At 61.2% G+C, this 14,297-nt stretch carries 15 protein-coding genes; 7 read left to right on the forward strand and 8 right to left on the reverse strand.

Translation table 11 applies throughout. The features are described from left to right. Positions 1 to 22 precede the first annotated feature (22 nt). The 4 genes from ACSQ9D_RS12680 to ACSQ9D_RS12695 form a co-directional block, all read right to left on the reverse strand. Positions 23 to 490, reverse strand: coding sequence for an SRPBCC family protein (locus ACSQ9D_RS12680; RefSeq protein ID WP_436282514.1), 468 nt, complete (start codon positions 488 to 490; stop codon positions 23 to 25). A 99-nt stretch (positions 491 to 589) separates the two neighbouring features. Next, on the reverse strand, positions 590 to 1,849 hold the full coding sequence (locus tag ACSQ9D_RS12685) for an RNA polymerase sigma factor (RefSeq protein WP_436282515.1): 1,260 nt from the start codon (positions 1,847 to 1,849) through the stop codon (positions 590 to 592). Then, positions 1,846 to 2,220, reverse strand: coding sequence for a YciI family protein (locus tag ACSQ9D_RS12690; RefSeq protein ID WP_037118325.1), 375 nt, complete (start codon positions 2,218 to 2,220; stop codon positions 1,846 to 1,848). The genes ACSQ9D_RS12685 and ACSQ9D_RS12690 overlap by 4 nt, the downstream gene beginning before the upstream one ends. Before the next feature lie 187 nt (positions 2,221 to 2,407). Further along, entirely contained in the window at positions 2,408 to 3,358 is a 951-nt protein-coding gene (locus tag ACSQ9D_RS12695) for an MYG1 family protein (protein ID WP_436282516.1), read from the reverse strand. 264 nt (positions 3,359 to 3,622) lie between these two features. Here ACSQ9D_RS12695 and ACSQ9D_RS12700 point away from each other — a divergent pair, with 264 nt between their 5' ends. Then, the gene (locus tag ACSQ9D_RS12700; RefSeq protein ID WP_436282517.1) at positions 3,623 to 4,645 is read left to right on the forward strand and encodes an acyltransferase family protein; all 1,023 of its coding nucleotides are present in this window, start codon (positions 3,623 to 3,625) and stop codon (positions 4,643 to 4,645) included. A 19-nt stretch (positions 4,646 to 4,664) separates the two neighbouring features. On the opposite strand, the gene ACSQ9D_RS12705 is transcribed toward ACSQ9D_RS12700, so the two are convergent. After that, the gene (locus ACSQ9D_RS12705) at positions 4,665 to 5,072 is read right to left on the reverse strand and encodes an OsmC family protein (protein ID WP_436282518.1); all 408 of its coding nucleotides are present in this window, start codon (positions 5,070 to 5,072) and stop codon (positions 4,665 to 4,667) included. 71 nt (positions 5,073 to 5,143) lie between these two features. Here ACSQ9D_RS12705 and ACSQ9D_RS12710 point away from each other — a divergent pair, with 71 nt between their 5' ends. Together ACSQ9D_RS12710 and ACSQ9D_RS12715 are read left to right on the forward strand one after the other, a co-directional pair. Continuing rightward, positions 5,144 to 5,482 (forward strand): hypothetical protein, encoded by a 339-nt coding sequence (locus ACSQ9D_RS12710; RefSeq protein WP_436282519.1) that lies wholly within the window; start codon positions 5,144 to 5,146, stop codon positions 5,480 to 5,482. Further along, entirely contained in the window at positions 5,470 to 6,228 is a 759-nt protein-coding gene (locus ACSQ9D_RS12715; protein WP_436282520.1) for a hypothetical protein, read from the forward strand. Before ACSQ9D_RS12710 ends, ACSQ9D_RS12715 begins: the two co-directional genes overlap by 13 nt. Before the next feature lie 48 nt (positions 6,229 to 6,276). Here the strand turns inward: ACSQ9D_RS12715 and glpK are convergent, their stop codons facing one another. Further along, positions 6,277 to 7,770: a glycerol kinase GlpK gene (gene glpK, locus ACSQ9D_RS12720; protein ID WP_436282521.1), complete on the reverse strand. Its 1,494-nt coding sequence runs from the start codon at positions 7,768 to 7,770 to the stop codon at positions 6,277 to 6,279. Positions 7,771 to 7,948: 178 nt separating this feature from the next. On the opposite strand from glpK, the gene ACSQ9D_RS12725 reads away from it, so the two are divergent. Genes ACSQ9D_RS12725 through xdhB form a run of 3 tightly spaced genes read left to right on the forward strand, consistent with a single transcriptional unit; the run spans position 7,949 to position 12,566 of the window. Further along, positions 7,949 to 8,725 (forward strand): 3-hydroxybutyrate dehydrogenase, encoded by a 777-nt coding sequence (locus ACSQ9D_RS12725; protein ID WP_072373242.1) that lies wholly within the window; start codon positions 7,949 to 7,951, stop codon positions 8,723 to 8,725. A 34-nt stretch (positions 8,726 to 8,759) separates the two neighbouring features. After that, entirely contained in the window at positions 8,760 to 10,226 is a 1,467-nt protein-coding gene (xdhA, locus tag ACSQ9D_RS12730; RefSeq protein ID WP_436282522.1) for a xanthine dehydrogenase small subunit, read from the forward strand. Further along, a complete protein-coding gene (gene xdhB, locus ACSQ9D_RS12735; RefSeq protein ID WP_436282523.1) occupies positions 10,227 to 12,566 on the forward strand; it encodes a xanthine dehydrogenase molybdopterin binding subunit in 2,340 nt (779 codons plus the stop codon). It abuts the gene before it with no gap. 46 nt (positions 12,567 to 12,612) lie between these two features. On the opposite strand, the gene ACSQ9D_RS12740 is transcribed toward xdhB, so the two are convergent. Further along, a complete protein-coding gene (locus ACSQ9D_RS12740) occupies positions 12,613 to 12,816 on the reverse strand; it encodes a hypothetical protein (protein ID WP_436282524.1) in 204 nt (67 codons plus the stop codon). A gap of 101 nt (positions 12,817 to 12,917) precedes the next feature. Between ACSQ9D_RS12740 and ACSQ9D_RS12745 the strand changes: the two genes are divergently transcribed. Further along, the gene (locus ACSQ9D_RS12745) at positions 12,918 to 13,826 is read left to right on the forward strand and encodes a LysR substrate-binding domain-containing protein (RefSeq protein ID WP_436282525.1); all 909 of its coding nucleotides are present in this window, start codon (positions 12,918 to 12,920) and stop codon (positions 13,824 to 13,826) included. Here ACSQ9D_RS12745 and ACSQ9D_RS12750 read toward each other — a convergent pair. Continuing rightward, positions 13,823 to 14,155 carry a hypothetical protein gene (locus tag ACSQ9D_RS12750; protein WP_024313971.1) on the reverse strand — a complete coding sequence of 111 codons (333 nt, stop codon included), beginning with the start codon at positions 14,153 to 14,155 and terminating at the stop codon, positions 13,823 to 13,825. The genes ACSQ9D_RS12745 and ACSQ9D_RS12750 overlap by 4 nt on opposite strands. Positions 14,156 to 14,297: the final 142 nt, after the last annotated feature.

Here is a 14,297-nt window from a genome sequence, read left to right on the forward strand (position 1 = left end):
TCCCCCTGTTTCGATTCGCGTTTCAGATCCTGAAAAGCAACTCGGCGAGTTGGTCAGCGCATTTGCCCCAGCCTTCGTGGAAGCCCATCTGCTCGTGCTGTTGCTTGTCGGCCGCCGTCCAGTGCCGGGCCTTGGCGGTGTATTTCGTCCGCCCGTTGCCGAGGTCTTCGAGCAGGATGATGCCGACGAAGAACGGCTTTTCGGATGGCACCCAGGCACTGGTGAATGCATCGGTGAACACGATCTTCTCGTTTTCGACGATCTCCAGATAGACGCCGCGGTTTTCAAACTCCTGGCCATCGGGGCTGCGCATGACGATGAGGTTCGCGCCGCCGGGACGCAGGTCGAGCTTGGCGTCTGCGATGCTCCAGGGACGCGGAACAAACCATTCCTTCATCACAAGAGGATCGGTCCAGGCCTTGAAGATCTTCTGGCGCGGGGCATCGAATTCCCGGACGAGAACCAGTTCGTGCTGGGCTTCTGCGGTCATTTCAGCATTCCTCCTGTTGAGCGAAACCTGTTTCGATCAGGTTGTTACAAGGACGTGGGAGGTTTTCCGGTTCCGACAACCGGATATGACGTTTGAGAATTATTTCGCGATCGGTTGCGCCGCCCCGTGGACGAGGCTGTCGATCTGCTGGCGGATGTGGGCGGCTTCCGCTGCCGAGTGAGCAAGCGCAATGGCGCGATCGAAGGCCTCGTGCGCCTCACGGGCGCGACCGAGTTGCTTCAAAAGGCCGCCGCGCAGACCGTGGTAGTAGAAATAGCCGTCGAGCTTCTCGCCGAGTGTTTCGACAAGTGTCAGCGCCTCTTGCGGACCCCTGAGCTTGGAGACCGCGACGGCGCGGTTGAGCGTGATCACCGGCGACGGCTGGACACGCTCAAGCGCGCGATAAAGCAGCTCGATCTCTTGCCAATCGGTATCCTCGGCGCGCTTGGCACGAGAATGCAGCGCCGCGATCGCTGCCTGCAGCTGGTAGGGTCCGGGCTGGCGATGACGGATCGCCTTGTCGAGCAGCGCCAGCGCCTCGTTGATCAGCTCGCGATTCCAGAGCGAGCGGTCCTGATCCTCGAGCAGTACGATATCGTTTTCGCGGTTAAAGCGGGCCCGACGCCGCGAAATCTGCAGCAGCATCAGCGCAAGCAGGCCCATCAGCTCTGGCTCGCCGGAAAAGATGCGCAGCAGAAGACGCGCGAGCCGGATCGCCTCGTCGCTGAAAGCGCAGGCCTCGTGCTTCGGATCGGCTTGGCTGTAGCCCTCGTTGAAGATCAGGTAGATCATCGTGCTGACGATTGAGAGCCGTTCGGCACGCTCCTGCGCATCCGGCGTCTCGAAGGGCACGCCGGCCTTGGCAACGCGCGCCTTGGCTCGGGTGATCCGCTGCTCCATGGCGCTGTCGCCGACGAGGAAGGCACGCGCGATCTGCTGCACGGTAAGCCCCGAGACGATGCGCAGCGCCAGAGCGATCTGCTGCGTGGCCGGCAGATCCGGGTGGCAGCAGATGAAGAGCAGCCGCAGGATATCGTCGCGATAATTGGAATCGTCCAGCCTTTCGGCAATGTCGCTTTCGGCATCGCCGGTGTCGGAAATCAGTTCCTCATCGGGAAGCGCTTGTGTCTTCGAGCGCTTGCGCACAGCGTCGATGCCGCTGTTGCGGCCGACGAAGATCAGCCATGCCGTCGGATCGCGCGGCGGTCCCTTGTCCGGCCAGGTGCGGATGGCACGCAGGCAGGCCTCCTGAAAGGCCTCCTCCGCGATATCGAGATCGCGGAAGTATCTGAGCAGCGCGCCAAGCGCCTTCGGCCGGGCCGAAGCAAGCGTCACGTCGATCCAGGCAATGTCTGTCATGTCGAAGAAGCTCCCGGCCGGAACACGTAGAACGGCCGAATTTCATAAGAGGTGGAACCCGGATTGACCGCAGACAGCTCCTTCGAGAACGCGACCGCCTCCTCCAGGCTATCGAAATCAACCACGTAAAAACCGAGGAGCGCTTCCTTCGTCTCCGCAAACGGACCGTCGAGGACAAGCGGCTCTTCCTTGCCCTTGCGCACGGTGGTGGCCGCGGTCGTCGGCATCAGCCGGCCCACAGGACCAAGCTTGCCGCGCTCGGCCAATGGCGCCTGGACGGCATAGAGCTTCGCCATCACGGCGTCCTCCTCCTCCTTGGTCCAGGAGAACACCGTCTCTTCATTCGCATAACAAAGGATTGCATAAAGCATGTCTTACTCCTCTTCCTGAATGACGAAGGAGTAGCGCGACATCCGACAGGACGCAGCAAAAAACGACAGCGCGCAGAAGGAGATGCTACGTGTTCGCCGGCAGCCCCAGGCGTGGCGAGCACAAGGCAAACAGGCAGCCGTCCGCTACCTAGCCGTCCTGGCTGAAAACTGAAGGGACTGGAGAGCGCTACGCTACCTCAGCCCCATCCGTTCGGCCTGACCCGACGGCAACGGCCTCCTGCACTGCCAACTCCGCCATGGCCAACGCGGCCTCGCGGGTCTTGGCGGCGGCGACGAAGCGGCCGTTGTGGCAGAACGTTGCGCCCTCCACGCCGCAAGTGGCCTCAAGATCGCCATTGGTCAGGCCGGCCCAGGCTGCGGGCAGATCTGCCGGCAGCTCGAACCCCTCTTCCGCGCGGCGAATGCCGGTCACGCACCAGTCCTTTTCCCGCGGATGAACGACAAACAGCAGGTGGTCGGCGCCTGCCTTCACGATGGCGGGACGGAAGGGCATTCCCCTCGGGAGTTCCAGAATGCGCGCTTGACCGGCACGCTCGATTGCCTGAAAGACCAGCGCTTCGGCCCGCAATTTGGCAGCGCCTTTGGCAATCTTTGCCTCGACGAAACTGCGGGCAATGGCGATGGCGTTTTGGAATCCGCGATCTTCGGCCTCCGGATCCGTCTCGTCGAAAGCCGGTTTCAAGGTTTCCAGCAGGGCCGGCAGCGTCAGCCCCGCCAGTGGGCCAGACGGGCTGAGCACACCGTTGTCCGTGAGATCGACCGGCAGCACGAAGCTTTGATCGAAGGCGGCATGCACTGCCTCGATGTGGGCCTCCCCAACACCGGCGGCGACGAGGTAGTCGCGGCCGTAGTGCTTCCAGATCAGACCGAACGAGCTGTAGGGCTGCCCATCCTCGCGCAGCGGCGCGCCACGCTGATGGTGATCGAAAATGCGCGCAGACGCGTCATATCCGCCACCGACGTCATAGATGATGCGGTCCGCGCCCGGCGTGATCCACTCCGACGCCCTGCTGCGGATCAGGCGGGCTTGCGGGAAAAGCCGGGTCAGGATGACGCTGGACAGCACTTCATCGGCATGGAAGCCACCGGAATGGGTGACGAGGAAATCGGGGATCATGCCAGGATGCGCCTTGTTGTTTGCTGGGGCCGCTTGCGGTTGGCACCACATAACCATTGCTGGCTGCCATCTCAACCCGTCTTTTGCCCAAGTCCTGCCAAGGGTCGCGATCGAAGCGCGGTGGTGTCGCCCGCCGACTGTGGCTTGCATTCGGCAGCACCATCGCGTGAATGCACGCTCGCGGTGCAAATTTCGCCGCACCCCTCGTTTTTGACGTATTTGGCCTATCTATTTCGCTGCACTGCACAAATCGGAGGACGGTCATTGCAGCAGAAAACCCGCATCGATTGGCTGGATATCGCCAAGGGTATGTCCATCATTCTTGTGGTGATCTACCACACCCTCCTCTACCACGACTTCCACGACATCGCGCCTGACCTCTATGCGCGCCTGAGCAGCATCATGACGCCGATCCGGATGCCATTGTTCTTTACGGTTTCCGGCTTCCTGGCTGCCTCGGCGATGCGTGCCTCGTGGGGCGACTTCCTGCGTCGTAAGATCTGGCTGCTCGTCTATCTCTTCGCGATCTGGAACACCGCGCGCTGGCTGTTCTTCCGTTACGTGCAGACGAACGTTCTGGTGCCGACCGAGGGAAGCGATCCCTATCAATTGCTCGAAATGTGGTGGGCGCCAAACACCGGCATCTGGTTCATCTGGGCGCTTGCCATCTTCATGGTCGCGACGAAGCTTCTCTTCCCCATCCACCGCCCGACCACAATCGCAATTGCCGCACTGATCTCGATCCTGACCTTCGGCGAGCACCTGTCGATCGATCTCTTCACCCACCGCAACGTGCTGCAGTATTTCGTCTTTTTCCTCTTCGGCTGCTGGTACGGGAAGCCGGTGGTCAACGCGATCACGCAGCGGCCGCTGCTGACGGCTTGTGCGGGCTTGCTCATCTTCGCCGCGCTCTACGTGCTGCGCTGGAGACTGCAGGCCATCGAGAAAGGTAGCTTTGCGCTGGTTTCCTCGATCGCCGGTCTTGCGTGGCTATGCGGGACGGCCGTACTGATGTCGCGCTTGCAATCGGTGCGCCACGCCTTCGCGTATTTCGGGCGCAATACGCTGCCGGTCTACGTGACCCATGTGATGATCGTGTCACTGATGGTCGCCCTGGTTGCCCCGATCGTTGGAAGCCATGCGGCAAGCGGCTACATCACCGCGCCGCTGGTGGTCGTCTTTGCGATCGGCCTATCGCTTGCGATCAGGGCAATCGCCGATCGCAGCGGTGCCGGCTGGCTTTACACGCCGCCGACGCGGCGCCAACAGCAGGCCGTGCCCGCCTGAATGGCCGCAATCTCAGGCGCTAGGCGGCGCGCTCGATCGAAACTGCCACGCCGCGGGCCAGCGAATTGGCGACCATACAGATCGCCTTTGCCCGCTCGACCACCTGCTCGGCGCGCGTGCCGTCTTGCCCATGGCAGGCGACTTTCATCACCGCCGATTTCGCAATGATCGGCTTGCCCTCGAGCTCCAGGACGACCGAGATTGCGATCTTCCCAAGTGAGACGCCCATCTCGTCAGCGGCGTAGCGCAGGTCGTTGCAGAAGCAACCGCCGAGCGCCAATGCCAGAAGCTGCGCGCCATTGAACCCGAGCCCCTGCCCGCCGGCCTTACCCTCGGGACGATCGACAACGATGGTGTGGGAACCTGCCCATCCCATCGCCGCCTGCGTGCCCTCGACATTGTGCAACTCCACCGTGACTGCAACCATGCCAACTCCTTTGTGGCTGAACAGGCAAGTCCGGGAGCGCCGCAGTTTGGCGCGACGCGACCGGAAACTCGGTGCATATTATCCGCATCGATCCGGCGGGAGACAAGGACATGACGCCCTCACCGTATTTGAACGACCCCAAGGTCTACATCGACACCGACACCTTCATCGATCTCATCAACAAAAGGACACGGTGCCTGATTTGTTGCGAAGCCCTCGAGAGCAAGGTGGTCAACCGCGAACACGTCCTGCCCAAATGGATTCTGCGGAAGTACGACCTCTACGACAAGGAGATCACTCCCCCCCCCACGAATACCATGGTCGGCGATATGATCGCCACACGATCCCCTGCTGCAAGGACTGCAATTCGCTGCTTGGAAGGAAGCTGGAGCAGCCGGTGCAACGATTGACGGAAGGCGGATACGCGAAACTTCTACGACACCTTGACGATGACGGGCACCGTCTGCTGTTTGCCTGGCTTTCCTGGATCTTCCTGAAATTCCTGATCAAGGACGGCGCCATCGCGATCAAAGGGGATCACCGGGTGGAAGCCGTCATGGAAGACAAGAGCACCGATTGGGCGACACTCCATCACATCCATTGTCTCGCCAGATCGCCCTACACCGGCGCACGCATTGCGCCAGAAGTGTTGGGTTCGGTCGTCATCCTTGCGATTGAAGACGATCGCTATCGCGAGGACTTCGACTTCGTCACCGTCCACGAGACTCAAACCATCATGATCCGTCTCGGCGATCTCGCCATCATCGCCAATCTGAGTGACAGCGGCCGCTCGATGGACATCATGCACCGTTTCGTCCTACCCGGAAAACAGGAAAAGTTTACCATCCTGCAGGCATTGGAAATCTGCGCGGATATGGCGGCAACGACAACGCGGATCAACGCCAAGCCCGTCTACGTCACGCGCATAGATCAAGCCACGGGCCGTCCCTCGATCCATGCGGACCTACCCGTCCACGAGGCCAATCCTGTCGATCCGAGCACGCGCTCCGCAATATTCGAACTCGTCTACAGGGAGCATCTGCCGCACCTGAAGATAGCGGGCAGCGACATGTCTGCCCTGCAGGCCATCAGGGAGAACCGTTTGACCTTCCTCGATCATCGCATGAGCCGGGCGGCCACCGAAATAGAGGAATAGGCAATTGCTTCCGGTATTTGCGGTCGTTTGCTGAAATCGACGGCGCGCTCAGGCATCCGCAAGCGTGCGCTTGACGGCGCTGCGCCAGCCCTTGAGCTTCGCCGCACGCGTCTTCTCGTCCATGGCGGGTTCAAAGCGATGATTGCGCTTCCAGCTCTTGGCGAAGCCTTCACGATCTGGCCAGACACCGGCCTTGCTGCCGGCAAGCCAGGCCGCTCCGAGCGCCGTGGTTTCGAGGATGACCGGCCGGTCGACGGGCGCGTCGAGAATGTCTGCCAGCCGCTGCATCGTCCAGTCGGAGGCGACCATGCCACCATCGACGCGAAGAACGGTGCTCTCCACGCCGCCCTTCCAGTCCTTGTGCATGGCGTCAAGCAGATCGCGGGACTGGTAGCAGACCGCCTCGAGGGCAGCGCGGGCGAATTCCTTCGGGCCGCTGTTGCGCGTCAGGCCGAAGATCGCCCCGCGCGCATTCGCATCCCAATGCGGCGCGCCAAGACCGGTGAAGGCGGGAACCAGATAGACCTCCTGCGTCGGATCGGCAGCATCGGCAAGCTCGCCGGTGCGAGACGCCGTATCGATGATGCCGAGCCCGTCGCGAAGCCATTGCACGGCAGCGCCCGCGATGAAGATCGAGCCTTCCAGCGCATAGGTCGTCTCGCCGTTCAGCCGATAGGCGATCGTCGTCAGCAGCCGGTTCTTCGAACGCACGATGTCGCTGCCCGTGTTGAGCAGCGCGAAGCAGCCGGTGCCGTAGGTCGATTTCATCATACCGGGCTCGAAGCAGGCCTGCCCGATGGTCGCCGCATGCTGATCGCCGGCGACGCCGAGGATGGGAATCTCCGCGCCAAGAATGGCTTTCTCGGTAATGCCGAAATCGTCGGCGCAGTCCTTCACGTCAGGCAGCATCGCCGCCGGAACGCGAAGGATGTCAAGCAGATCCTTGTCCCAGCTATTGTCGGCAATGTTGTACATCAGCGTGCGGGAGGCATTCGTCGCATCGGTCGCAAACACCTTGCCGCCGGTCAACCGCCAGATCAGGAAGGCATCGACGGTACCGAAGCACAATTCGCCCTTGGCGGCACGGGCCCGCGCGCCTTTGACGTTGGCAAGCAGCCACGAAAGCTTGGTGCCGGAGAAATAAGGATCAAGAAGAAGGCCGGTCTTCCTGGTGAATGTCTTTTCTAGATCCTGTCTTTTCAACTTGTCGCAATAACTTGCCGTGCGGCGATCCTGCCAGACGATTGCGTTGTGGATCGGTTTGCCGCTTTCGCGTTCCCAGACGACGACGGTCTCGCGCTGATTGGTAATGCCGAGCGCGGCGATGTCCTTTGCCTGGATCCTGGCCTCACGGATCGCCTTTTTGATGGTCGAGACGACGGAATCCCAGATTTCCTCCGGATCGTGCTCCACCCAACCGGATCGAGGGTAGATCTGGCTGAACTCCTTCTGGCCCGCACCGGCGATCTGCATTTCGCCATCGAAGACGATCGCCCGTGTCGATGTCGTCCCCTGGTCGATTGCCAGAACATACCCGCTCATGCCAGTCCTCCCGCTGATCGTGATTATCGGGAGAAATCAATAAGACAGGAGGGCGGGCGATGAAAGAACCTGCCACCTCTTCGACACAAGAGATTTGCCGTGAGCGCAATTGCCAGCAGAGATGCTTTGCGCATAACCTCAACTCTATTGCGTCGCAAAACGGCTTGAGGAGAAGAGAATGGCCAGAACAATCGTCGTCACCGGATCCACCAGCGGCATCGGCCTTGCGATCGCGACAGCCTTTGCCGGCAAGGGCGACAACGTCGTCATCAACGGTTTCGGAAAGCCCGAGGAAATCAAGGCGATAGTCGAGAAGCTTGAATCGGCCTCGAAGGCGAAGGTGATCCATCATCCGGCCGACATGACGAAGCCGGCTGAAATCGCAGACCTGATCGAAACTGCCGCGAAGACCTGCGGTTCCGTCGATGTGCTGGTCAACAATGCCGGCATCCAGCATGTCGAGAAGATCGAGGATTTCCCGATCGAAAAGTGGGACCAGATCATCGCGATCAATCTGTCCAGCTCGTTTCATACCATGCGTGCGGCGATCCCGCTGATGAAGGCGAGGAAAAAGGGACGCATCATCAACATCGCCTCCGCGCACGGCTTGGTCGCCTCTCCGTTCAAATCCGCCTATGTCGCGGCAAAGCATGGTATATTGGGCCTGACGAAGACGGCGGCGCTGGAACTTGCCGAATTTGGCGTGACCGTGAATGCCATCTGCCCGGGCTATGTGCTGACGCCTCTCGTCGAGAAACAGATACCGGATACGGCCAAGGCACGCGGCATGACGGAGGAGCAGGTCAAGACCGAAGTGATCCTCAAGGCCCAGCCGACGCATGAATTCGTCAAGGCGGAAGAGATCGGGGCGCTGGCTCTCTACCTCGCAAGCGACGAAGCCAGGCAGGTGACCGGCACCCACATCTCGATTGACGGTGGCTGGACCGCGGCATAACCATTCAAAATAAAGATAAAAACCAAGGAACGATATGAACGACAGCATCCGCTTCATCCTGAATGGCGAGGACGTCACGCTTAGCGATGTCCGGCCGACCGAGACGCTTCTCGACTATCTCCGGTTGAAGCGCCGGCTGACCGGCACGAAGGAAGGATGCGCGGAGGGCGATTGCGGCGCCTGCACCGTCCTTGTGGGACGGCTGATCGACGGCAAGCTGCATTATGAACCCGTCAACGCCTGCATTCGCTTCATGGGGTCTTTGAACGCCACCCATGTCGTCACCGTCGAGCATCTGGCCGCCAAGGACGGTTCGCTGCATCCGGTACAACAGGCAATGGTCGATTGCCACGGCTCGCAATGCGGCTTCTGTACGCCGGGTTTCATCATGGCGATGTATGGCCTCTGGCTTTCCAACGACAAGCCGGTTCGCGCCGACATCGAAAAAGCCCTGCAAGGCAATCTCTGTCGTTGCACCGGTTACGAGCCGATCGTGAAAGCCGCCGAGCAGGTGAGCCACACGCGCCCGAGCGCACTCTTCGACCCGCTCGAAAAGACCCGCTCCGATGTCATCTCGCGCCTCTGGGCGATGCGCAACAGCGAGACGATCTCGATCACGACGGTCGAGGGCCGGCTGGTCCTGCCGGGATCGCTGGACGCGCTGGCGCGTGTGCTGTCCGAAGAGCCGACCGCCACCATCGTCGCGGGATCGACCGATGTGGGCCTGTGGGTGACCAAGCAGATGCGCGCCTTGAACCCGGTCGTCTTTATAAACCATCTGACCGATCTGCAGTCGATCACCGCTGGCGACGGCGGCTTCACGATCGGCGCCGGCGTGACCTACAGCCGCGCCTTTCAAACCATCGCCGGCAAGGTGCCGACCCTCGGCCGCCTCATCGACCGCATCGGCGGGGAGCAGGTGCGCAACATGGGCACGATCGGCGGCAACATCGCGAACGGTTCGCCGATCGGCGATATGCCACCGCCACTGATTGCCCTCGGTGCCACGGTGAAGCTGCGTTCTCTGGCCGGAACGCGCATGCTGCGGCTGGAGGATTTCTTCATCGATTATGGCAAGCAGGATCGCCGACCGGGCGAGTTCGTCGAGAGCATCTTCGTGCCCTATCCCGCCGAGGCGACGAAGTTTGCCGTCTACAAGATCACCAAGCGCCGCGATGAGGACATCACGGCGGTTCTCGGCGCCTTCTACCTGACACTGGATACGCAGGGAGACGTCAACGACATCCGCATCGCCTTCGGCGGCATGGCCGCGACACCGAAGCGTGCCCGCAGCGTCGAGAATGCGCTCATGGGCAAGCCTTGGAACGAGACGACGATCGAAGCCGTCCGGGCGGAGTTCGACGCCGACTTCCAGCCGCTGACCGACTGGCGCGCAACGGCTGCATACCGTCAGCTGACCGCCAAGAACCTTCTGACCCGTTTCTATCTGGAAACGTCAGGCACGCCGGCGGAATTGCGGCGTTTCGAGGAGGTGGCCTAAATGGACAAGTCAACTCTCCCCGACCCAAAGTTCATCATATCAGGCGCGATGCATGGCTCGCTGCGTCACGATTCCGCGCACAAGCACGTTACCGGCACGGCCGACTATATCGACGACCTGCCCGAGCCTGCCGACCTGCTGCATGGCGCACTCGGCCTGTCCGACCGGGCACATGCCGAGATCATCAGCATGGACCTTTCCGAGGTCAAGGCGACACCGGGTGTCATCTGGGTTTTCACCGGTAACGACGTGCCCGGCGAAAATGACGTCAGTTCGAACGGCAGCCACGACGAGCCGCTGCTGGCCGAACACAAGGTCGAATTCCACAATCAGCCGATCTTCGCCGTCATTGCCGAAACGCGCGAGATTGCCCGCCGCGCCGCACGCAAGGCAAAGATCGAATATCGCGACCTGCCGCACTGGAGCGATATCGACGGCGCGCTTGAAAATGGCAGCCCGCTCGTCATCACGCCGATGACGTTGCAGCGCGGCGATGCCAAGGGCGAGATGGAGAACGCCCCGCGCCGGTTGAAGGGCCAAATGCGCATCGGCGGCCAGGAGCACTTCTATCTCGAAAGCCATATCGCCGTGGCGATCCCCGGCGAGGACGACGAGGTCGCCATCTGGTCGTCCACCCAGCATCCGAGCGAGATCCAGCATATTGTGGGCCACGTCCTCGATATCCCGTCGAACGCGGTGACGGTGAACGTGCGCCGCATGGGCGGCGGCTTCGGCGGCAAGGAGACGCAGGGCAACCAGTTTGCGGCGCTGGCGGCGATTGCCGCCAAGAAGCTGAAGCGCGCCATCAAGTTCCGTCCTGATCGCGATGAGGACATGGCCGCAACCGGCAAGCGCCACGACTTCCTTGTCGACTACGAGATCGGCTTCGATGATGAAGGCCGCATCCACGCAGTCGACGCCACCTATGCGGCGCGCTGCGGCTTCTCCTCGGATCTCTCCGGCCCTGTGACGGACCGGGCGCTCTTCCACGCAGATTCCAGCTATTTCTACCCGCATGTCCATCTGACATCGAAGCCGCTGAAGACCCACACCGTTTCCAACACCGCCTTTCGCGGTTTTGGCGGGCCACAGGGCATGCTCGGGGCTGAACGCTTCATCGAAGAGATCGCCTATGCGATCGGCAAGGACCCGCTCGACGTCCGCAAGCTGAACTTCTACGGCCAGCCTGGCTCCGGCCGCACGTTGACCCCCTACCATCAAGAGGTCGAAGACAACATCCTCGAACGCATCGTCAGCGAACTGGAAGAAAGCGCCGAGTACCAAGCGCGCCGCAACGCTATCATCGCGTTCAACCGCAACAGCCGCTACATTCGCAAAGGCATTGCGCTGACGCCAGTGAAGTTCGGCATCTCCTTCACCATGACGGCGTTCAACCAGGCCGGCGCGCTCGTCCACGTCTATCAGGATGGTTCAATCCACCTGAACCACGGCGGCACCGAGATGGGCCAGGGGCTATACACCAAGGTCGCGCAGGTGCTTGCCGACAGCTTTCAGGTCGATGTCGAGCATGTGAAGATCACGGCAACGACGACCGGCAAGGTACCCAACACTTCGGCCACCGCGGCATCCTCCGGATCGGACCTGAACGGCATGGCGGCCCACGATGCCGCCCGCCAGATCAAGGAACGGCTGGTTGCCTTTGCCGCCGAAAAATGGAGCGTACCTCCCACGGACGTTGTCTTCCTGCCCAATCGCGTCAGGGTTGGCGACAAGGAGTTCCCCTTCCCTGATTTCATCAAGCAGGCCTATTTGGCCCGCGTCCAGCTTTCCGCCGCCGGTTTTTATAAAACCCCGAAGATCCATTGGGATCGCGCAGCCGGCCGCGGCACGCCGTTCTACTATTATTCCTATGGCGCAGCCTGCTCGGAGGTCTCGATTGATACACTCACCGGCGAATACCTCGTCGAACGCACAGATATCCTGCACGATGTCGGCCGCTCGCTGAACCCGGCGATCGATATCGGCCAGGTGGAGGGCGCATTCGTTCAGGGCATGGGCTGGCTGACAACGGAGGAACTGTGGTGGGACGACAAGGGCCGGCTGGCCACGCATGCGCCTTCGACCTACAAGATCCCCCTCGCCTCCGATCGCCCGAAGATTTTCAACGTGCGTCTTGCCGAATGGTCGGAGAATACCGAACACACGATCGGCCGCTCCAAGGCCGTCGGCGAACCGCCGCTCATGCTGGCGATCTCAGTGCTGGAGGCGCTTTCCATGGCCATTGCCAGTGTTGCCAGCTACAAGGTCTGCCCGCAGCTCGACTCACCAGCAACGCCCGAGCGCGTGTTGATGGCCGTGGAGAGAATGAAGAACGCATAGGCGCACGTGGCAGCACCTCGGGGCACTGCCACTCCAATCTCACGGCTTACCGCCAGAACTCCCTGTTGTAGCGCGGCTCGCGCCCATCCATGAAACCGAGGTCGCGCTTGATGCGATCCGGCATGCCCTCGAATTCCAGCCTGTCCCATCCCGAAAGCCGACGCAGCAGTCTCCGGCCAAGGTCGGACAGCCAACTGGAAGCCCCGGCAGCCCTTGCCTGCCTGTCCTGTTCGATAGCGGCGCAATCCATCACATCACCTCAACAATCTGATCCGTTGGGTTGCAGATTGCGCCAATAAATGCTGAAATTCCAATCGAACGCTCGTCTGGACGCATAAAGAGAACTTATCCATGAAGCTGTCGAAGCAGTTTCCCCTGAACGCGCTGCGCGTATTTGAGGCCGTCGCGCGGCTTGGCAGTTTCACCAAGGCCGGCGACGAACTCGGCATGACGCAAACGGCCGTCAGCTACCAGGTGAAGCTGCTGGAGGAGAATATCGGCGAGCCCCTCTTCATGCGCCGCCCGCGCCATATCAGGCTGACCGACGCCGGCGAACGGCTGGCGCCCAAAGTGACGGAAGCCTTCGCCATGTTGCACGAAGCGATGGCCTCGGTTCGCGCAGCAACCGAGGAAACGCTGCTCATTCACTCCACGCCGACCTTCGCCTCGCAATGGCTGGCGCGTCATCTCGGCTCGTTTCACCTCAAATATCCCGCCACCGCCGTACGCTTGATCACATCGGACTCGCTGATCGATTTTGCCAGGGAGCCCGCCGACATCGCGATCCGCAGCGGCAAGGGCGAGTGGCCGGGCCTCGTTTCCCACCGGCTGCTGGCGATCGATTTCACTCCGATGCTGAGCCCCGAACTTGCAGCCAGTGCCGGCGGCATCCACCAGCCGAGCGATCTCCTCAAACTGCGATTGATCGATGCCGGCGACTCGTGGTGGACGTCATGGTTCGAGGCGGCCGGTGTCGCCGATCCCGACCTTGCGGGCAGACCGCGCAGCCGGCTCGGCGCGCAATCCTTCGAGGCGAGTGCTGCCCTTGCGGGACAGGGCGTGGCGATCCTGACGCCGGCATTCTATCGCGATGACCTTGCCGCCGGTCGGCTGCTCCAGCCCTTTCCACTGCTTTGCAGCGACAACGATTGGGACTACTGGCTGGCCTATCCGGAAAGCCGCCGCAACGTTCCTAAAATCAAAGCATTCCGAAACTGGATTCTCGAGGAAATGAACGTCGCCGTGACCAACGGCAGCTAATAACCCATCTGCGGCGCGTAGAAGCAGCGCGGCGTATCCTCGTTCGGGAACAGGCAGAGATGGTAGTCGCCGTCACCCGAACGCATTGCCTTGCCCATGGGAAGGAGGAAGACATGCGCATGTGTGACAAGCCTATGATCGCCTGGCAACAACGTCACCCGATAGCCATGCGGCGTAATCGCCACGCTTTTTGGCGGGATCATCTGGCAGTCTCCGGTTTCGCTGTCGCCGTTGCAACAGAAGGGCTCGTAGCTCCAGCCTGAAGGCGCATCATGGGCCTGAACACAGGACGCGAATGCAATCATCACACACACAAGAATGCTGCGCATTGGCATCTTCTCCGTTGATGAATGCGCCGCCGGAATGAAGCGGTTTTCACCTCATCCCGACGGCCTCAAAAATGAAATTGTAATCGAACCGTGACATTTCAAGCCACTTTTCATGCTGCAAAGCGGCCTCGACAGACCGCAC

Origin of the sequence: Rhizobium sp. LjRoot258, assembly GCF_964254185.1 — a bacterium.
GTDB lineage: Bacteria > Pseudomonadota > Alphaproteobacteria > Rhizobiales > Rhizobiaceae > Rhizobium.